Annotated in this window: 17 protein-coding genes; 16 read left to right on the top strand and 1 reads right to left on the bottom strand. The window is 49.4% G+C overall.

Annotation, left to right across the window (positions count from 1 at the left end; all coding sequences use genetic code 11):
- Nucleotide 1 precedes the first annotated feature (1 nt).
- The 8 genes from H9I35_RS03405 (at nucleotide 2) to H9I35_RS03370 (ending at nucleotide 8,956) form a co-directional block, all read left to right on the top strand.
- Nucleotides 2–928, top strand: a complete 927-nt coding sequence (locus H9I35_RS03405) for an NADase-type glycan-binding domain-containing protein (protein ID WP_187420225.1) — start codon at nucleotides 2–4, stop codon at nucleotides 926–928.
- 156 nt (nucleotides 929–1,084) lie between these two features.
- The gene (locus H9I35_RS03400) at nucleotides 1,085–2,290 is read left to right on the top strand and encodes an ATP-binding protein (protein ID WP_187420224.1); all 1,206 of its coding nucleotides are present in this window, start codon (nucleotides 1,085–1,087) and stop codon (nucleotides 2,288–2,290) included.
- A 27-nt stretch (nucleotides 2,291–2,317) separates the two neighbouring features.
- Complete coding sequence (locus tag H9I35_RS03395; RefSeq protein WP_187420223.1) at nucleotides 2,318–3,250, top strand: hypothetical protein; 933 nt, start codon at nucleotides 2,318–2,320, stop codon at nucleotides 3,248–3,250.
- Nucleotides 3,251–3,436: 186 nt separating this feature from the next.
- A complete protein-coding gene (yajC, locus tag H9I35_RS03390; RefSeq protein ID WP_187420222.1) occupies nucleotides 3,437–3,844 on the top strand; it encodes a preprotein translocase subunit YajC in 408 nt (135 codons plus the stop codon).
- A gap of 15 nt (nucleotides 3,845–3,859) precedes the next feature.
- Nucleotides 3,860–5,602 (top strand): protein translocase subunit SecD, encoded by a 1,743-nt coding sequence (secD, locus tag H9I35_RS03385; RefSeq protein WP_187420221.1) that lies wholly within the window; start codon nucleotides 3,860–3,862, stop codon nucleotides 5,600–5,602.
- The gene (gene secF / locus H9I35_RS03380; RefSeq protein WP_187420220.1) at nucleotides 5,602–6,846 is read left to right on the top strand and encodes a protein translocase subunit SecF; all 1,245 of its coding nucleotides are present in this window, start codon (nucleotides 5,602–5,604) and stop codon (nucleotides 6,844–6,846) included. Before secD ends, secF begins: the two co-directional genes overlap by 1 nt.
- 198 nt (nucleotides 6,847–7,044) lie before the next feature.
- On the top strand, nucleotides 7,045–7,905 hold the full coding sequence (ispH, locus tag H9I35_RS03375) for a 4-hydroxy-3-methylbut-2-enyl diphosphate reductase (protein ID WP_187420219.1): 861 nt from the start codon (nucleotides 7,045–7,047) through the stop codon (nucleotides 7,903–7,905).
- A complete protein-coding gene (locus tag H9I35_RS03370; protein WP_252722707.1) occupies nucleotides 7,895–8,956 on the top strand; it encodes a Gfo/Idh/MocA family protein in 1,062 nt (353 codons plus the stop codon). The genes ispH and H9I35_RS03370 overlap by 11 nt, the downstream gene beginning before the upstream one ends.
- 167 nt (nucleotides 8,957–9,123) lie before the next feature.
- Here the strand turns inward: H9I35_RS03370 and H9I35_RS03365 are convergent, their stop codons facing one another.
- Nucleotides 9,124–10,239 (bottom strand): D-alanine--D-alanine ligase family protein, encoded by a 1,116-nt coding sequence (locus H9I35_RS03365; RefSeq protein WP_187420217.1) that lies wholly within the window; start codon nucleotides 10,237–10,239, stop codon nucleotides 9,124–9,126.
- 217 nt (nucleotides 10,240–10,456) lie between these two features.
- Between H9I35_RS03365 and lysS the strand changes: the two genes are divergently transcribed.
- From lysS to H9I35_RS03325, 8 genes are all read left to right on the top strand, one after another.
- Nucleotides 10,457–12,052: a lysine--tRNA ligase gene (gene lysS, locus H9I35_RS03360; RefSeq protein WP_187420216.1), complete on the top strand. Its 1,596-nt coding sequence runs from the start codon at nucleotides 10,457–10,459 to the stop codon at nucleotides 12,050–12,052.
- A 68-nt stretch (nucleotides 12,053–12,120) separates the two neighbouring features.
- Nucleotides 12,121–13,854 carry an ABC transporter ATP-binding protein gene (locus H9I35_RS03355; RefSeq protein WP_187420215.1) on the top strand — a complete coding sequence of 578 codons (1,734 nt, stop codon included), beginning with the start codon at nucleotides 12,121–12,123 and terminating at the stop codon, nucleotides 13,852–13,854.
- 85 nt (nucleotides 13,855–13,939) lie between these two features.
- Complete coding sequence (locus H9I35_RS03350; protein ID WP_252722706.1) at nucleotides 13,940–15,757, top strand: ABC transporter ATP-binding protein; 1,818 nt, start codon at nucleotides 13,940–13,942, stop codon at nucleotides 15,755–15,757.
- 387 nt (nucleotides 15,758–16,144) lie between these two features.
- Nucleotides 16,145–17,167, top strand: coding sequence for a 3-deoxy-7-phosphoheptulonate synthase (aroF, locus tag H9I35_RS03345; RefSeq protein ID WP_187420214.1), 1,023 nt, complete (start codon nucleotides 16,145–16,147; stop codon nucleotides 17,165–17,167).
- 39 nt (nucleotides 17,168–17,206) lie between these two features.
- The gene (locus H9I35_RS03340; protein WP_187420213.1) at nucleotides 17,207–18,124 is read left to right on the top strand and encodes a prephenate dehydrogenase; all 918 of its coding nucleotides are present in this window, start codon (nucleotides 17,207–17,209) and stop codon (nucleotides 18,122–18,124) included.
- A gap of 33 nt (nucleotides 18,125–18,157) precedes the next feature.
- Nucleotides 18,158–18,691 carry an adenine phosphoribosyltransferase gene (locus H9I35_RS03335; protein WP_016521544.1) on the top strand — a complete coding sequence of 178 codons (534 nt, stop codon included), beginning with the start codon at nucleotides 18,158–18,160 and terminating at the stop codon, nucleotides 18,689–18,691.
- A 33-nt stretch (nucleotides 18,692–18,724) separates the two neighbouring features.
- Nucleotides 18,725–19,756, top strand: coding sequence for an aspartate--ammonia ligase (gene asnA, locus H9I35_RS03330; RefSeq protein ID WP_187420212.1), 1,032 nt, complete (start codon nucleotides 18,725–18,727; stop codon nucleotides 19,754–19,756).
- A 32-nt stretch (nucleotides 19,757–19,788) separates the two neighbouring features.
- Nucleotides 19,789–20,715, top strand: a complete 927-nt coding sequence (locus H9I35_RS03325) for an RluA family pseudouridine synthase (RefSeq protein WP_187420211.1) — start codon at nucleotides 19,789–19,791, stop codon at nucleotides 20,713–20,715.
- The last annotated feature ends 2 nt before the right edge of the window (nucleotides 20,716–20,717 follow it).

Here is a 20,717-nt window from a genome sequence, read left to right as displayed (position 1 = left end):
TATGCCGAAAACAATAAAATTGCTGACACGATTCTTTCTGCCTTTAGCTCTTATGACAGCCGCCTATGCAGGAGAAAACCGGTCGGTGAGCGATAATTCATTTGGCGGATTCGATGTATATACGTTTTCCTCAGGCGATAAGGATGCAACGTATTATCTCAATGAAAATACGTTGCATATACAAGAGCGCTCACTCGGAAGCCGTTATAACAGCTATGATCAGACAATCACATTTTCAACCATCGAAAAGAACGGTGTACCATATATACGATATACGGAATCCGACCGACAGTATATTTCACTTGACGGTAAAAAATTCGAAGTAAAAAAAAGCGACGGCACGGAGTGGGAAGCCGTATTTTTTAAGAATGAATATTTTTTTGTTTTGCTTAATAAAGACGGTACGTGTTTGTACGGCGCAAAAAATGCATACGATACATGGGAATATCATGTGCACGATACCGAAGTAAAACAAAGTTCATCTTTAAAAGAAAAAACAAAAAGCTATTCGATAAACGATATGGGCTGTAATTTTCCCGAAAAACGTACGGTATGGGGCGCTCCATGGTGCGAGGGCGTACAAGGACAGGGTATCGGAGAACGGCTTGAGTTTTCATTGAAAAAAAACAATTCATATGCCGAAGTATTCGGCAAACAAAAAATATTCATTTCAATCGGCTATGTCGATTATTCCCGTCCCGATTTATACAGCGCCAACTCCCGACCGAAAACGCTTTCCGTCTATATAAACGATGCCTTTTATAAAGATATACACCTTGACGACACGAGTGGATACCAGGACTTGCTTAAAGACAGGTTGCTTACAGCAAACGATACGATTAAAATTATTATAAAAGACGTATATGCGGGCGACAATTATCAGGACACTTGTATCAACGATATTTTTATATTGCCTGTAAGGAATTGAACAGGGGAAGGGATATCTTGTAGTATAGCAACCCCTCTGATATTTCGACTATAATCGAAATCGTGTTGATTTTATCGATCGTTTCGACTATAATCGAAATCGTTGTCGTTTTGGCAAATCTATCGATTACAGTCGAAATCGACAAGGAGCTCGCTTGTGAACCGTATTATCAGACCGAAATACATAAAGCAGATTGCGCAATTCGTAGACAAGCCGGTTATTAAAGTGCTGACCGGTATGAGACGGGTCGGAAAGTCCACGCTTTTAACGATAATAAAAGACGAAGTTTTAAAAAACATACCCGACAAAAATAAAATATACCTCAATTTCGAGTCGGCCGAACTTTTCGATATAACTACCGCAAAGGCTTTGCGCGCTTATTTGCAGCCTATAATTCAAAGAACAAAAAAGAAACTGTATTTTTTCTTCGACGAAATACAAATGGTCGCGGGTTGGGAAAAAGTCGTCAACAGTCTCAGCGTGGATACAAACTGCGATATTTACATAACGGGATCGAATTCGACGCTTATTTCGGGCGATCTTGCAACACTGCTTTCGGGGCGGTATACGGCGTTTGAAATTTATCCGTTTACCTTCGTCGAATTTGTGCAGGTTTTTAAAAATAAAAAAATATCCGAAGAAGCGCTGTTTGATAAATTCCTGCAGATCGGCGGAATGCCTTTTTTGCGCTATTTTGATTTGGACGCTTCTCCCTGTTTTAAATATTTAAACGATGTGTATAATACCGTATTGGTCAAAGACGTTTTGCAGTACAACAATGTTCGGGACGTCGACGGCTTCAACCGCATTTTATCGTATGTGCTTGAAAATATCGGGCACACCTTTTCGGCAAACGGCATTAAAAATTATTTTAAAAACGAAAAACGCAATATTTCGATTGATACGATTTTAAATTATTTGGAATATTGCCAAAATGCTTTTATCATTAAAAAAGTTCCGCGCTATGATATGGCGGGCAAAAAAATCCTCAAAGTGGACGAAAAATATTATGTAACGGATCACGGGTTCCGGCAGGCGCAGGGATTTTCCAACACAAAGGATATAGAGCGGACGCTGGAAAATATCGTGTTTATCGAACTTGCGTCGAGGGGTTATGAGGTAAAAATCGGAAAGCTGAAAGACAGGGAAATCGATTTTATCGCGCAAAAAAACGATCGGATTTTTTATTATCAGGTCGCCTATCTGTTGACCGACGAAAAAACGCGCGAGCGGGAATTCGGGGTGTATAAATCGATTGAAGACAATTTTCCGAAATACGTGCTGTCCATGGATCGCGTCGATTTCGGCAGGGACGGCGTTATTCACAAAAACATCGTCGATTTTTTATCGGAGACGGTGTAGAGGAAAGGGGAAGCGGAAAGGAAGGTTATGAAAAAAATATTGACTTCATTATTTTTTTTAATTTTTATTTGCTCAAATTGTTTCTGCGGCGATTTGGAAAGGAAATTTGAACAAATTTTAAGTACCCAAAAAGAATATGAATTAAAAAAGATAAAAAACGATCCCTACAAGATGATGCGGTTTCCCTATGAGCTGACGGATCAAAAAATTCAGGAAATGAGCGCTACGAAAGTTGTTTCTACAAAAAAGGTGATTTTATCATCCTTTGATAAAGATTTTTATTATATTGCCTGGTATTATGTTTATGATCCCAAAGTAATTTATAGTTATTTGTATGAATTATCTGATAACAAATTATTGGAACAAAGTTCCGTTTGGATACAAAAAATCGAATTCAATACCGACAAGTCCAATTATATTTTTGATATGATGGATTATCGTTTTCCGGGATTTTTACACAAACCGAATTATTTCGGTAATTATTACGATTCAAATTTTTATTTTCAATGTGAAGCAAATAGAATTGAAAACACACTCAGCTATATTAAAGATATTGATACTGATGGAAACGACGAGATTTTTTCATTAGAGAGTATACATGCAAGTGATACGGCGACGAATTTTATCATTTACAAATATGTCAATCAAGAATGGAAAAAAGTTTTGTATTCAGCTTTTTTTGGCTGGGAGGAATTCTGGTCAGATGAAAATTATACAAAAGAAGAATGGTTCACCCCTAAGCCATTCCCCTACGACTTTGTAAAATATAAGGGAAAAATAGGACTGAGAATTATCAGTTATGACAAGCCAAAAGAGTGGCCGACGCATTATCACGCTCAGTTTTGGGCTTATGACGAAAAAACGCAAAAATATGAAATGTTGGAAGAAATCTGGGAAGCGGAAGAAGACACGCCGCCCGACGGACTGATTTTTGTAGAGGCAAAGGAAGATTTAAACTGAACGGCGCTATTTCAGATGTGCAATTTAAATCTTTCCGGTTTTTTACAACGGCAAAATTACCGCGCGAACGGATGTATCGCCGTTTTTCGCATCTCCGGCATCGCTCTTGACGCGCCGACTTCTCTCGTGATATGCTCATAAAACTGGCATTTTTGTCAAATTTTAATAAAATGAAGGGGCTATACAATGTCGTTTATTCCTTTTTTAATGGGCGCAGCTGAAGGCGGAGCGGCCGGCGGTGCGTCGACAACCGGCGGTTTTATGTCATCGATCGTGATGATGGTGCTGCTCGTCGTTATTTTCTATTTTTTCCTTATCCGCCCGCAGAGCAAAAAACAAAAAGAAACGCAGAAAATGCTCGACGCGCTGAAAAAAGGCGATAAAGTCGTTACGATAGGCGGCATTCACGGCGTCGTTTCTTCGGTTGACGAAAAAAACGTCATCGTGAAAGTGGACGATGCGACAAAGATCAAATTTACGCGAAGCGCTATCGCCGCAATCGAAAATCCCGAAGCTCCGGCAAAAGACGCGAAAAAATCTTCCGACGCCGATGCGGAAAAATCTTCGGAAAAATCTTCAGAGGAAAAGAAATAAAACGGAGCTGTCAGCATGAATAAACGTACTCGTTTTGTAATCCTGCTTGCGGTGCTTGCCGTTTGTTTCGCTTTTTTGTGGCCGTCGATCAGCTGGTACTACGGCACGCCGAAAGAGATGAAAGCGCTCGCACTCGGTTCGCTGCAGAGCATCAAAGATTACGCGACCGTAAAAGCGTCCGACGACGTAAAGGCGTTTACGGATGCGGCGCGGAAAGATCCGAACGCTCAGCTCGAAGAATCCTACGGCTGGATAAAAAAGATCGTCGCGCGAAACTATAAAAATATGGGTGCGAAAGTGCCGTCGCCTTTGACGAAAAGCGCGGTGCTCAACGCATTTTCAAGCGAACAGGAATTCCGTGAAGCGGTGCAGGCCCGCTACCGCGACGCTATTTTAAAAGCGAAAAAGCAATATCAGAATTCGGTAAAACTCGGACTCGATCTGTCCGGCGGTATGAACATCATCGTTAAAGCGGATCTCGACGCCGCCGTAAAAAATCAGGAAGGTGCCGATACTGCCGAATCGAGCGCGACGCTCAAAGCGAACGCGATGCAGCAGGCGATTGACTCGCTTTCGAGCAGGATCGACCGCTTCGGTCTCACGTCTCCGGTGATCCGTCAGCAGGGCGAAGACCGCATCTATATCGAAATCCCGGGAGCTGCGGAAGCGGATGCCATCAATACGATCATCATGGGAAAGGGCATTTTGAATTTCCGTCTCGTCGACGATGCGGCAACTCAAGCGTTTAATAATTATTATCTGCAAAATCCCGGAAACGTTTTCGCTTCCGACGGTACGCTGCTCGACGCTTCCGTTATCCCCGCCGACTGCGAAGTGCTCGGTCTCTATCAAAACGACGATTACGGTCTCGAAGATCGGATCGGCTGGCTTGCCGTAAAAAAAGAAATCGCGCTCGACGGCCGGCATATCAAATCGGCGGAAGTCGGTTCGGACAATTTAACGAACCGCCCCGAAGTCGATTTCGTACTCGACGGCGAAGGCGCCGTGATTTTCGGCGAGTTTACGTCGGCTCACGTCGGCGAGCGGCTCGCCATCGTAAACGACAACAGGATCCGCTCGGCGGCGACGATCAATACCGCGATCACCGGCGGCCGCGTTGCGATAACGGGTTTCAATCTCGAAGAAGCGCAGACGCTGCAAAAAGTGCTGCAGACGGCGTGGCTTTCCGTGCCGCTTTCGGTCGAAAGCCAGCAAGTCATCGGCGCCTCTCTCGGACAGAGGGCGAAGCGGATGGGCATCATTGCGGTGTTGGTCGGTCTCGGTGCGATCATGTTTTTTATGCTCGTCTACTATAAAGGTGCGGGCGTCAACGCGTGCGTCGCGCAGATACTCAACCTCTACATCATGTTTTCGGTGCTCTCGGCGTTCAATATGACGATTACGCTTTCCAGCATCGCCGGTATGATTTTGACGATCGGTATGGCGGTCGATGCGAACGTCATTATTTTCGAGCGCATCAAAGAAGAGCTTTCAGACGGCAAAGGGCGTACGGCAGCGATCGCTGCAGGCTTCCGCAATGCGTTTTGGGCTATCATGGACTCGAACATTACGACCTTTATCGCGGCGATGTTTTTGTCGCAGCTCGGCAGCGGTGCAATTCAGGGCTTTGCGGTCAGCTTGGCGATCGGTGTCGTCTCTTCCGTGTTTACCGCCCTGTTCGTGTCGCACCTTATGTTTGATTTCAATACCGACGTGTTCCGTAAAGATACCGTGAGCATCAGCTGGAGGGTAAAATAATGACGCGAAAAACGATACATTTCAGCAAAGGCTTCCTTCCGTGCGCGGTCATCAGTGCGGCGATCATCGTTTCGGGCATCGCGGGATTTTTTATACGCGGCATCAATTTCGGTCTCGACTATCGTCCCGGTTTGCTCGAAGAAGTGCGCATCGCACCCGCCGTTTTGGACGTGAGTTATTCCGGCAGTGCGAACGTCAGCCTCGACATGAGCGGCGAAGGGATCGATGTCGTCATAAGCGGAACGGGTTCGGAAAATAAAACAGAAACGCTTTCGTTCGCCGCGAACAAAACGGTTTCAGATCTCGCGTCGAGTCTCAATGCGATCGACGGAATCCGCGCGCAAGTCAATTCGAACGCATCTTCTTCGACGGCGGATTTGTTCGTCGATACGAACGCATCGAATAAACTTTCGTCGACTCCGTACCGCTTGTATTCCGCCGGAAAAATAGATGTCGCCGTTTCGCAAGTGCGCGAAGCGCTTTCGTCGGTCGAAGGCATTTCGATTCAGCAGCTCGGTGCGGGCGATGCGGCGAGTTTTCAGATCCGCATGGCCGATAAGGGCGACGGAAAATCGAGCGCCGATCTGCAAAATACGGTTTTGACGAACTTGAAAAATAAATTCGGCGATGACAACGTAGTCGTCGTCCGTACCGATTTTATCGGTTCGAATTTCTCACGCGCGATCGCAGTGCAGTCGATCATCGTGCTTGCCTTTGCTATCGTGCTTATATGGCTGTATGCGACGATCCGCTTTCACTGGGATTTCGCGCTCGGCTCCGTACTTGCGCTTATCCACGATTCGCTTATCATGATAACGTTTATCGTGTGGTCGCAGATGGAATTTTCGACGATGACGGTAGCGGCGATTTTGACGATTGTCGGTTATTCGATCAACGCGACGATCGTTATCCTTGACCGCGAACGCGCGCTTTTGCCGATCATGAAAGACACGAAAAAATTTAACGACATCATCGATCAGGCGCTCACCGACACACTGAGCCGTTCGATCATCACGACGGTGACGACGATGTTTGCGGCGGCGTCCCTCTACGTATTTACGCAGGGCGATATCAAAAACTTCGCTCTCGCGCTTCTCGTAGGACTTGTCAGCGGCTGTTATTCATCCATATTCATTTCGAGCGGATTTATCGCCGCGACGCGAAAAAATTGGAAACCGGAATACGGCATTCACCATTCGCTGAAACTCCAAAAAGGCGTGTTCGACGTCGGAGTAAGCGTGTAAGCACATTTTATTGATATAGTTTTGAAAAATACCGCGCAGGAGTGCGCGGTATTTTTTTTGCGTTTTGGTGCGTGAGGCGGTTTTTTATACTGTGTATTTCGTGCGACGCTAAAAACCTGCAGTCGAAATTTCCTTATCGCGTCATTTTTTATTGTGCGTGCAGTGTACTAAATTCGCCGTTCAAGCTATACTGCCTCTATGACTGTCATCCGTTCCGATGTCCTCGGCTGTTGTTTCGGTGTGCGCCATGCTCTCGATGCGGCGCAAAAGGCGATTTCGGACAATCCCGGAAAAAAACTATATACGCTCGGTCCGCTCATCCACAACCGTTTTGCCCTCGAAGCGCTTGAAAAGCAGGGGCTTTCGGTACTCGGCGAAAACGATGCCGAAAAAGCCGAATGCGGCAGCGTCGTCATCATCCGCGCGCACGGCGTGCCGCCTGAAACGATCGAAACGCTTAAAAAGCGGAACTGCACGATCGTCGATGCAACTTGCACCCGCGTTACTGCAAGTCAAAAGCTTGCCGCCTCTTCCGCGCAAAAAGGCTGTACGGTGCTGTTTGCAGGCGATGAAAAACACGGAGAAGTCGCGGGAATTGCGGGGTACGCGAAAGAGCGTTTCATACTCGTGCAAAGCGTCGAAGAAGCCGAAACGCTTTCGCTTTCGGAAAATGAAAAAGCTGTGCTCCTTTCTCAAACGACTTTCAGTAAAACGGAATTCGAAAAAATTGCGGAATTGTTAAAACGAAAGTGTCCCTCGCTCACCGTCATACATACGATTTGTCCCGCGACGAAAGCGAGGCAGGATGCGCTTTTAAAGCTCTGTCCGAACGTGGACGGCGTACTCGTCGTCGGCGGCAAAAACAGCGCGAATACGAAGCGGCTTTTGCTTGCCGCAAGAGCACAATCATGCCGTGCCGATTTGATCGAAACGGCGGATGAGATCCCGAGCGATTATTTTAAAATGAAAAGGGTCGGTATTACGGCCGGAGCGAGTACGCCCGATTACATAATCGATGCAGTTGAAGCCGCTCTTACGGGGTGCAAAGATGCGCAGTAAAAAAAAATATACTGCAGCGATAATCGGTACGGGGAGGATCAGTTTTACGCTCGGTTTCGATAAAAAACGCGAGCAGCCGGCAAGCCACACGGCATCTCTCCGCGGAAATCCCCGCATACGCATCATTGCAGGCTGCGATACCGATGCCGAAAAACTTGCGGCGTGGAAACGGTACTGCCGGGGTGCGGCTTCTTATCATACGGCGAGCTATCTCTTTGCCGCCTGCAATCCCGATATCGTCGTCGTTGCGGTCAACGAAAGCGCGCATTTGGAAGTGGCGCTCGAAGCGATACGGAGTAAGCCGAAATTAATAATTTTGGAAAAGCCCGTCGCGCTCTCCATGAAAGACGGACTTACGATTGCCGACGAAGCGAAAAAATACGGCGTACCCGTGCTCGTAAACCACGAGCGGCGCTTTGCCGACGACTACGCGGCAGCAAAATCCTACATAAAAAAAATCGGTGCAGTTCAGCGCGTGCGCGCGGAACTCTGCTCCGGCCTTCGCGTCTACGGTAAAAAATACGAAGCGTCCGGCGAATACAGTCTCTTTCACGACGGCACGCACCTCGTCGATATAGTGCAGTATTTGCTGTCGGACGCTTCGCACAGCGCGAAAACGGAAACGAGACGGAGCGTGCTGTACAATATGTCGATTACGGGCATATATCGCGATAAAAGCGATCCCTCTGTCGTGCAAAATCTTTCCGCGCATTTCGCGTCCGATGTCTGTCCCGACATCACGATTACGATGAGCGGGAGATCGCGTTTTTTTTCGTTCGGCGTCGACATACTCGGAACCGAAGGGGCCGTCGCGATCGGGAACGGCTATGCGAAATTTTACCGGAGGGAAAAAGCGAAGCTGTACACGGGATTTTATTCGCTTGCCGAAGATAAAAAAGTTTCCGCGCCGAAAAAGACACGCTGCTTTTCGAATATGGTGAAAAGCTGCGTCGATTTTCTCGACGGAATCGCTCCGCTCGAATCGACGCTCGAAGACGGATTGCAAACCCTCGACATCCTCGAACGGATCCGTGCGGAACTCGGCGCATAAGCTTATTGCATAAAAATGCAACCTACGCCCGCGCGAAGCGGTGCGAAGCAGCGACCGCAGCAAAGCGAGGACGCCGAGTGTGAGCGAGCCGCGAAGGGCGGGATGGCAAAAAAGTTTCGTCCGAAGTCCGTTCGTGTGTCAAGTTTTGCGCGGCAAAAATACGGCACTCAGCGCGATGTTTTTAAAACGCTTCGCTCTTTTCGGCGGAGGATCGCTTCTTCGATCAGCAATTCGGTGAGGCAGGTAAAACTCAAGCCTTCGCTTTCGCAGGCTTTCGGAAACATGCTGATAGCCGTAAAGCCCGGCATCGAATTGATTTCGTTGAGATAGATTTCGCCGGAGTCTTTGTCGAGAAAAAAATCGATGCGGCTCAAACCCGACGCGTCGACGATTTTGTACGCGTTCAGCGCAATGCTTCTGATTTTTTCGCGCACGTTTTCGCTTATGTCCGCCGGTATGCGAACGCCGTCGCTGTCTTTGTATTTTGCATTGTAATCGTAAAACTCGTGCGTCAAAACGATTTCACCGGGTCCGTATACGGTAACGCTTTCGCGCCCGCCTTCTGCCGCCGTCGTATTGCCGGTGACGGCGCATTCGAGTTCGCGGGCGTTTATCGCTTTTTCGATGAGCACTTTATCGTCCCACAAAAAAGCGTCCGCAAGTGCGACCGAAAGCGCCTTTGCGTTTTCCGCTTTTGCCGCGCCGTTCGAAGAGCCCGCCGCGGATGGCTTTACAAAAAGCGGAAAGCCGAGTGTACTGACGGCTTTTTCTACGAGCGCATCGTAGGCGCGCGAATCGAGCACATCCGCTCTTCGAAGCGTAACGTAGGGGACGATCCGAATGCCCGCCGTCTGAAGGACGACCTTTGTCTTTTCTTTGTCCATCGTGAGTGCGCTCGATGCGACGGAGCAGCCGACATAGGGGATGTCCGCCGTTTCGAAGAGTCCTTGAATCGTGCCGTCTTCGCCGTTCGTACCGTGAAGGACTGGGAACGCGACGTCGATATCGAGTATCCTGTTGCCTGCCGAAAAGGCCGCATTTTTCATTCCGGGTGCGATCCTTATTTCAGCGCCCTCTTTTTCCGTTACCTTAAGCGCCGCCTTTGCGTCCGCTCTCACGCGGCCGAGTTCGGCATCGTCCTGTAAAAACCATCGTCCGTCTTTTGTAATGCCGATGAGAATGATTGTATGTTTTTTGTCGATGTGCCGCGCGACCGCCGCGCCCGACATGAGCGATACTTCGTGTTCGCCGCTTTTTCCGCCGTAGATAAGTGCTATTGTCATAAAATGAGTATAGCACTTTCGGTGCGGCGCGGGAATGGCTTGGCGCAAAATGCGAAATATAAAAGCACATGCGCCGCCGTGCAAACGCGCACATCGCGCAAGACGTACGAGACTCGGGTAAAGTAAACGTGTTGTCTTTTCCTTTCACTCGTGATAGGATAGCAAATCCGCGCATTTTTTGCGCTGTTAATTTAACAAATTGCAATCGGGAAACAATATGGGTGTCGATAAAAAACTTTTGTGTCATTGGGCGGACCGCGTCGCGGACAATATCATTTCGGAGCGGGGCGAGCGCGATTTATATACCTGCGCTTCGGGCATAACGCCGTCGGGTACCGTGCATATCGGAAACTTCCGCGAAATCATCACGGTCGATTTGGTCGTGCGCGCGCTGCGCGACCGCGGCAAAAACGTGCGATTTATCTATTCGTGGGACGATTACGATGTGTTCCGCAAAGTGCCCGCGAATATGCCGAATCAGGACGAACTGAAAAAATATCTTCGCTTTCCGATTACGATGGTTCCCGATACGACAGGGCGCGATGAAAACTATGCGCGCCATCACGAAGTCGATATCGAGCGGGAGCTTCCGAGAGTCGGCATTCATCCCGAATTTTTATATCAGGCTCAGCGCTACCGCGAAAACCGCTACGCCGAAGGCATGAAAAAGGCAATGCAAAATCGCGAGCTTATTAAATCGTGTCTGAACGAATATCGCGACGATGCACACAAGATGAAAGCGGACGACGCGTATTGGCCTGTTTCGGTATTTTGTTCGAAATGCAATCGCGATACGACGGAGATAACAGGCTACGACGGCGAATACGGCATATCGTACAAATGCGAATGCGGACACGAAGCGGCCGAAGACCTCCGCACGTCGAAGGGCTTTAAGCTTGGCTGGAGAGTCGACTGGCCGATGAGATGGAACGAAGAAAAAGTTGTGTTCGAGCCGGGCGGAAAAGACCACGTGAGTCCCGGCGGTTCTTACGATACGGCAAAGCTCGTTTCGAAAAAAGTCTACGGCTGGGATGCGCCCGTTACGATGAAATACGATTTTGTCGGTTTAAAGGGAATCCCCGGAAAGATGTCGTCGTCGAAGGGTAAAGTCATCGCGCTTCCCGACGCGCTCGCCGTCTACCAGCCGGAAGTGCTGCGCTATATTTTTGCCGTCAACAAAGTCGATCACGAATTTGCGATCAGCTTCGACCTCGACGTCATCACGGTGTACGAAGCCTACGACCGCACCGAGCGTATCGCGTGGGGTCTCGAACAGGCGAAAAACGACGACGTCGCAAATCTCGAAAAGCGCGTTTACCTGCTTTCACAAGTGGAGCCGGCGATGCCGAACGTCATGCCGTATCAAATCGGCTTCAGAATGCTCACGACGCTTTTACAGACCTATTCGGGCGATATCGACGCGGTTATCGCATCTTTGAACGGCGTACGCGACGAACAAAAAGATTGTTTGAAGCGGCGGTGCGAGTGTGCGTGGTATTGGGTTACCGAATGCGCTCCGGAAGATTTTAAATTTGCACTCCGTATCGAAAGAGGGGCGGTCGCGTTAAGCGATGCGGAAAAAGAGGTTGTCGGAAAAATGAAAAGCGATGTGCTGCCCTTTGTCGAATCGAGCGGAGAGCAGGAGCTTTCGCAAAAGATTTACGACGCGGCCGTCGGATGCGGCATTAAGCCGAAAGAGCTTTTCGGTATCATGTACCGTGTACTCATCGGCAAAGAGCAGGGGCCGCGGCTTGCAAGCTTTATGAAAATCATCGGAAAAGAAAAGCTCGAAAAGATTTTATCGAATTATTAATTTGGCGAACGAACGTATGCCGAAAAAACGTATGGTAAAATATTTTTTGCCGTGCTATACTTCCGGCCATGCCGACGCTGAAGAATCTTACCAGAGGGCTTGAAAAAAAATATATTGCATATACGTGTTTGTCTCCGTTTACGATGATCGGAGAGGTTGTCATGGAGACGGTGATCCCGTACATCATGTCGCGCATCATCGACGTGGGCATGGCGCAGGGCGATATCGCTTATGTCGTGCGTACCGGCGGCATTATGACAGGCTGTGCACTCGTTTCTCTTTTGTGCGGTGCGGCCGGAGCCTTTTTTGCAGCTTCCGCTTCTCAGGGATTTTCGTACAACCTCAGACGAAAGCTCTTTGCAAACGTGCAGGATTTTTCTTTCGCCGATATCGATGAGTTCGGAACGGCTTCACTTGTCACACGCCTTACCGTTGACGTGACGAATGCGCAAAACGTGTATCAAACACTCATCCGTCCGAGCGTGCGCGCGCCCTTTATGCTCGTATCGGGTACGGTTATGGCATACGTTATAAATCGCCGCCTCGCATCGATTTTTCTCGTTTCGATTCCGGTTTTAATAATCGCCATCGCCCTCGTTTCTTCGAAAGCGTATCCCCGGTTCGGAAAAATGCTTGCAAAATACGACGCGCTCAATACGATCATTCAGGAAAATCTCATCGCGATCCGAGTCGTAAAAGCTTTTGTACGCGGAAAATTCGAATGCGAAAAATTCGCTTTTTCGGCGGACGCCGTAAGACGTGCGCAGGTTTCGGCGGAAAAAGTTGTTTTGTGGATTTGGCCCGTCATGCAGATGACCGTGTACGGCACGATCATCGCTTCTCTGTGGTTCGGCGGCAATATGATAATTGCAGGCGATATGAAAACGGGAGAGCTCGTAAGTTTTCTTTCGTACATCACGCAAATCCTCATGTCGCTTTTAATGCTCGGCATGATTTTCGTTTCGCTCGTGCTTTGCCGTGCGTCGATCGCGCGCATAAACGAAGTGCTCGATAAAAAAAGCTCCGTCGCTTCTCCCGAAGCCGGACTGAAAATTATTAAAGACGGCTCGATCGATTTTGAAAACGTATCGTTCCGCTATTCCGAGAGCGCAGGCAGTTTCGCACTTGAAAACGTCAGCTTGCACATTGCAAGCGGTCAAGTTGCAGGTATCATCGGCGGTACCGGATCTTCGAAGACGACGCTCGTTTCGCTTATTCCCCGCCTGTACGATGTAAGTGCCGGTGCGGTAAGGGTCGGCGGAGAAGATGTGAGGCGCTACGATTTGACTTCTCTCCGCGACGGCGTTTCGACGGTGCTGCAAAAAAACGTTTTATTCAGCGGTACGATAAAAGAAAATCTCAAGTGGGGCGATAAAGAGGCGAGCGACGAAGCGATCGTTGCGGCGTGCAAAGCGGCCGATGCTGCAGGCTTTATCGAATCTTTTCCGTTAGGTTACGATACGGTGCTCGGGCAGGGCGGCGTCAATATTTCCGGCGGGCAAAAGCAGAGGCTGTGTATTGCGCGTGCGTTGTTGAAAAATCCGAAAATATTGATTTTCGACGACAGCACGAGCGCGGTCGATACGGCGACCGAAGCGCGCATACGCTCCGCTTTGAAAACTTCACATCCTGAGATAACGAAAATTATCATCGCACAGCGCATTTCATCGGTGCGGGACGCCGACGTCATCTTCGTGCTCGACGAAGGAAAAATAAGCGGTTTCGGCACGCATGAAGAATTGTTAAAATCGAATGCGATCTACAAAGAAGTGTACGAGTCGCAGCGGACGGTAGGGGACTAGGATATGCCGGCAGGACGACTCGGGAAAAAAAGGCTATGCGAAGCCGAAACATACGTGCTCGACGATAAGGCGGCTCGCGTCTTATATGGCGCAATACAAAGCGCTGTGGATCGCGGTATTTGTTCTTATCGCCGTAAATGCAGGCTCGAGCGTCGTAAGTTCGTATGCGATAAAACCCGCTCTCAACGATTATATCATTCCTCTTATCGGAAAACAAAATCCCGGTTTAATAAAATTTATTAAAATGCTTGCCCTCGTTTTTGCGATTTTGGCCGCAGGCTCTTTCGCTTCATGGGGCAGTTCTCGTATCATGCTGCATATTTCGTCGGACGTGCTTTTCCGCATCCGACGCGATCTGTTCGAAAAACTTGAAACGCTTCCGATAAAATATTACGATACCCGGGCGCACGGCGAAATCATGTCGCGCTTTACGAACGATATCGATACGCTGCGCGATGTGTTCAGTCAGAGTTTGGTGCAGCTTTTTTCGTCGGTCATTACCGTCTCAGGCATATTCGCAATGATGATCGTGCTGAGTCCCGCGCTCACGCTTATCGCCGTCGTTTCGATTGCGTTCATCATGCTGCTCGCCGCTTTTGTCGGAAAAAAGAGCGCGGGCGCATTCCGCGATCAGCAAAAAAATATCGGACGGGTAAACGGCTATGTCGAAGAGCTTATCGAAGGGCTGCGCGTCGTCAAAGTGTTCAACCACGAACGCGAAGCGATCACCTCTTTTGCTTCGCTCAACGGCGAGCTTTGCGCTTCGGGTTCTCGCGCGAATACTTACGCGGGTATGCTCATGCCCCTTATGGAAAATCTTTCTCACGTTCAGTACGCGCTCGTCGCGGTCGCAGGTGCGCTCTTCGTCATCGGCGGGAAGCTCGACTTGGGTTCTATCGCCGCTTTTTTGCAGTACACGCGGAATTTCAGCCGGCCGATAACGATGATGAGTCAGCAGTTTAACGGCATATTGAACGCGCTCGCCGGTGCGGAGCGGGTGTTCGCGGTTATCGACGAAGAAAGCGAAGCAGACGAAGGAAGGCTGTGCCTCGTCAATGCGTGCGAAGCGCGCGATAAACTCGGAAAAATGAAGCTGGTGCAGTCTTTCGCTTATACCGGCGAATGGGCATGGAAAGATCCCTCCGACACGAAATTGATACGATTGCGAGGCGACGTCGCTTTCGATCACGTGAGTTTCGGCTACGGCGAAGGAAAAACGGTTTTGCACGACATCCGTATGCGCGCCTTACCCGGACGGAAAATCGCGCTCGTCGGTTCCACCGGAAGCGGGAAGACGACGGTGATAAATCTTTTGACACGCTTTTACGACGTCGCCGAAGGTTCGGGCAGTATCACGTACGACGGCATTCCGATTAATAAAATTAAAAAAGACGATCTGCGCCGTTCGCTCGGCATCGTACTGCAGGACACTCACCTTTTTTCCGGAACGATACGCGACAATATCGCCTACGGCAATTTGGAAGCAAGCGATGCGCAGATTACCGCCGCGGCGCGTCTTGCAAATGCGGACGCTTTTATCCGGAGGCTTGAAAAGGGATACGATACCGTTATTTCGGGCGACGGCGGAAATTTGAGCCAAGGGCAGAGGCAGCTCATTGCGATCGCACGCGCTGCCGTCGCCGATCCGCCTGTGCTCATCCTCGATGAAGCGACGAGTTCGATCGACACGCGAACCGAACTGCTCATTCAAAAAGGTATGGACAGCCTTATGAAAGGCAGAACTGTGTTCGTCATCGCGCACCGCCTCAGCACCGTCCGAAATGCGGATGAAATCGTCGTGCTGGAACAGGGTACGATTATCGAGCGCGGTACGCACGAGGAACTCATCGCGTCGGGCGGCCGCTATTATCGCCTGTATACGGGCAGCGCGATTTTGGAGTAGGGCAAGCGTGCGGGTGCCGGCAGGGCTGTGACAAGCGGCAAATCGGTCGGGGAATCGGTTGACGAAGCGCTGAAGTAAATCGATTGTATTACACGGACTTCGAAAAACGATATATGCGAAGTCTGCAATGCCCTTGACAAACGCAATTATTATTCGCTAGAGTAAAAACATGAAACACGGTTTTTCCGTAAAAAACGATATGCGCTCATTTTGTGCAAGCGGCCTCTTGCGCGGGGTATACTCTTATTATTATTATCGTTTTTTCACTTCATGCGGAGAAGTCCTGCCGGCGTAAAAACCGAGTGCGTGTTTTACTGAAAGCAAGTAAACAGAGGGAACTCTCCGGAGTTCCCTTTTTTGTTTTTAAATTATTTATAGGAGTATGCGATGATCGTTATTTTGAAAAAAGGTGCGACTGATGCCGCGATGGAGAGTTTTATCCGGCAGTGGAAAGAAAAGGGTTACGGCGTACACGTTTCACGCGGTGAAGAAGCGACTATACTCGGTTTACTCGGCGATACGACAAAGCTCGATACCGAAAGCGTCATCGCCGATCCGATCGTAGAAGACGTAAAGCGCGTTACGGCTCCGTACAAAATGGCAAACCGTGCTTTTCATCCGGACAATACGGTGATTGCCGTCGGCACGGGAGGAGGTGCGGTAAGTTTCGGGGGCGATACGGTTCCGGTGATTGCAGGTCCCTGTTCGGTCGAAAGCGAAGAGCAGGTCGTCGCGATTGCAAAAGAAGTCAAAAAGGCGGGTGCAAAACTGCTGAGAGGCGGAGCGTTCAAACCGCGCACCTCTCCCTATGCGTTTCAAGGACTCGGCGCTCAAGGACTTGAATTTCTAAAATCGGCAAAAATCGAAACGGGACTTCCGATCGTCACTGAATTGATGGACGTACGTCAGCTGCAGTATTTTGCCGACGTCGACATCATTCAAATCGGCGCGCGCAATATGCAAAACTTCGATTTATTAAAAGAAATGGGCAAGGCGGGAAAACCGATTTTATTAAAACGCGGCATGGCGGCGACGGTCAAAGAACTGCTCATGTCCGCCGAATACATTATGGCAAGCGGCAACGAAAACGTCATACTTTGCGAGCGCGGTGTGCGCACATTCGATTCCTATACGCGAAACTGTCTCGACGTGAGCGTCGTTCCCTACTTGCACAAAGTGAGCCATCTTCCCATCATCATCGATCCGAGCCATGCGTGCGGCATGAGCTGGATGGTGCCGACGCTTGCAAAGGCGGCGGTCGCCGGGGGTGCGGACGGTCTTATCATCGAAGTGCATAACGATCCGAGCCGTGCGCTGTGCGACGGAGAGCAGAGCCTGCGTCCGGACGAATTCGCTTCTTTGATGAAAACGCTTGCCCGGGGAGCGGAAATCGAAGGACGAAGCGTGTAACGGCACCGTGCATAATGCGCACAGCTTGTGGAGGAAATTATGAATGCAATGAGCAATCTTCAGGACGCCGTTTACGGCATAGTCGGACTCGGTATTATGGGCGGTTCAGTCGCAAAAGCGATACGCTCGAACGTGCTCGATATGCCGAGCGCTGCCGGAAAAATTTTTGCGTGCGATGCGCTTGGCGCAACGCTCGACGCTGCCGTCCGCGACGGCGTTATCGATAAGGGCTTTGCTCCCGGTGAAGCGGGTGCGATGCTTTCCGAGTGCGATATCGTGTATATCTGCCTCTATCCGCACGCAACGCTCGAATTTATTAAAGCGCATCGAAACGATTTTAAAAGCGCATCTATCGTCACCGACATAAGCGGCGTCAAAACGTTTTTAGCCGACGGCCTTGCAAAATTTTCGAGGGATGATGTCGATTTTATTTTCGGACACCCGATGGCGGGCGGCGAAAAAGAAGGCTACGTCAATTCGAACGGTGCGTATTTTAAAGGGCGGAATTATATTTTGATGCTGCAGCCTTCGAATAAAGCCGAAAACGTCGCGCTCATAAAAAGCCTCATCGCTGCGATGGGCTTTGCGCGCATCGTCGAAACGGACTGTAAAACTCACGATCGAAAAATCGCATTTACGAGCCAGCTTTGTCACGTCATCGCGTCCGCTCTCGTCAAAAGCGCCGAAGACGAAAGCGTAACCGAATTCGGCGGCGGCAGTTTTGAAGATTTGACGCGCATCGCGATGATCAACGCGCCGCTGTGGACGGAACTTTTTCTCGCAAATAAAGACGAACTTCTCTCACATATCGATTCATTTGAAAAGCAGCTTGCGCTGATGAAAAAAGCCGTTGCGGAAAACGATGCGGTTTTACTTGAAGCCTACCTCGCAGACGTGCGCACGCGGCGCATGAATATGGGAACTTTCGTCGTAAAAACGAATAAACCTTCGTATTGACGAGGTGCAGACCGTTCATTAAAATCGATAATTATGACCGATCTTGAAGTGCTCGACGGCGCGATCCGTCGTGTTCCCGACTTTCCGAAGCCGGGGATTCTTTTTTACGATATTACCGGCATCTTCGTCAATCCGCAGGCGTTTTCGTTTTGTATCGACAGCATGGTAAACATATACCGCGATAAAAATATCGATGCGGTTGCCGGCGTCGAATCGCGCGGCTTTTTGTTTGCGGCTCCGTTTGCGCTTCGCATGGGTATCCCGCTCGTGCTCGTGCGCAAAAAAGGAAAGCTCCCGGGCGATAAATATACGTGCGCGTATTCGCTCGAATACGGACAAGCGGAAATCGAAGCGCATAAGTCGGATATCCGAAAAGGAAAGCGTTATCTCATCGTCGACGATCTGATCGCGACGGGCGGAACGCTCCAAGCTTCCCGCAGTCTTATCGAACAGGGCGGAGGGATCGTTTCGGACTTTTTCGGCGTCATAGGACTTGCCGATTTGCACTACAAAGAAGTGCTCGATCCGATACGCGTTACGACGCTTATAGATTATCACGGTGCATGATATAATTTAATAATTATTAATTACGGGTGTTTTATGAATGCATTGCCGGCGCATTACAAGCAGATACTGAATCCGAAAGAGACGGAACACGCAATCGTCCTGATAAAAAATTTTTTCCAAACGGCGCTTTCGACCGAATTGAATTTGACGCGCGTTACGGCGCCGCTTTTCGTACAGAGCGGACTCGGCGTAAACGACGATCTGAACGGCGTCGAACGGCCGGTATCGTTTCCGGTAAAAGACATGGAAAACAAGCGCATGGAAATCGTACAGTCGCTCGCCAAGTGGAAGCGCTTGAAAGTGACGGAACTCGGTATGCGATCGGGTTTCGGCATTTACACGGATATGAATGCGATCCGTCCCGACGAAACGCTCGATGCGATCCATTCCCTGTATGTCGATCAGTGGGATTGGGAAATGGCGATCGAACCTGAAAATCGCACGGTGTTTTACCTGCACGAAATCGTAAAAAAAATTTACCGTTGTCTGAAGCGCGCCGAGTTTTATATTTACGATCACTACGCTTCGATCGCGCCGTCTCTCCCGGAAAATATTACGCTTTTATATGCCGATGATTTGGAACGCGAATATCCCGATCTTACTCCGCACGAGCGGGAAGCGAAGGCTGCAAAAAAATACGGCGCGGTGTTTATAACCGGCATCGGCGGAAAAATGCCGAGCGGTTCCGTTCATGACGGACGCGCACCCGATTACGACGATTGGATTACCGAAACGGGCGACGGACACCGCGGCTTGAACGGCGATATCATCGTATGGAACGGTGTGCTGAAAGCGCCGCTCGAACTTTCGTCCATGGGCATTCGCGTTTCTCCCGAATCGCTGAAAGCGCAGCTCAAAGAGCGGGGCTGTACCGACCGCGAAAAATTCGAGTTCCATAAAAAATTATTAAAAGGCGAACTGCTGCAGACGCTCGGCGGCGGCATCGGGCAGTCTCGCTTGTGTATGTTTTTACTCAAAAAAGCGCACATCGGTGAAACGCAGGTGAGCATTTGGCCGAAGAAGATAATTAAAGATTGTGCCGATTTAGGCATCGCTCTTTTATAGCGCGGAAAATCCGCATAAAAAGCGGCTCTGCGGTGGAAACGATTTTCTTTATCGCCGATGAAGTTTCCCGTCTCGACGAGCTTTTGCGAAAAAAGCTCCCGCAATATTTCGGCGGTGAAGCATCCGTAAGCAATTCCAAAATACGCCGTCTCATTATTGCAGGCGCGGTATTTTCTGACGGCGTGCAGCGCCGCATCCCCGCGTACGCTATAAAAAAAGGAAGCCATATCGCCGTAAAAATCGATCGGGGAAAATTTTTTTACGAAAAGCAAAACGGCGACATATCTTTCGAGCTTTCCGAAAAATCGATTTTATACGAAGATGATTTTTTAATAATCGTTGATAAGCCCGCTTTTTTTCTTACCGAACCGACGATTGCGGGAAAGCGGGACAATATGCACGATGCCATCATCGCTTGGCTGTGGAAAAAAAATCCTTCGCTTAAAAACAAGCCGTACGCGGGTATCATGCATCGCCTCGACAGAACGACGAGCGGGGTTTTGCTTTTTACAAAACAGCGTTCGGTAAATGTGCGCATACACGAATTGTTCGAAAGCGGCGGCGTGCAAAAAATATACTGCGCTCTTGCCGCAAAACCTTTTGCGCCGCCTGAAACGAGCTTCAGCGTCGAAAGCCGGATCGGCAAGCTCGGCGGAAGCGGTATGTGGGGCGAAGTAAGGGACGGGCGAGGGCGCTTTGCGCGTACGGATTTTACGGTGCTCGGCGAATGCACGAAAGACGGAAAAAAATTATTAAAGATCGAAGCGCGGCCGATTACCGGACGCACGCATCAAATCCGCATCCACCTCGCTTCTTGCGGTATGCCGATTTTCGGCGACGAACGCTACGGCGGAGAAAGAGCGGAACGGGTTTTTCTGCACGCGTATTCGCTTTCGTTTCCGCATCCGGTAAGCGGCGATATGCTTACGGTATGTGCAAAGCTGCCGGAAGGTTTTTAATT

It is taken from the genome of Treponema sp. Marseille-Q4132 (assembly GCF_014334835.1).
In the GTDB taxonomy this organism is placed as follows: domain Bacteria; phylum Spirochaetota; class Spirochaetia; order Treponematales; family Treponemataceae; genus Treponema_D; species Treponema_D paredis.
The sequence above is the reverse complement of the archived record's forward strand: the minus strand, read 5'-3'. Positions and strand labels throughout refer to the sequence as shown.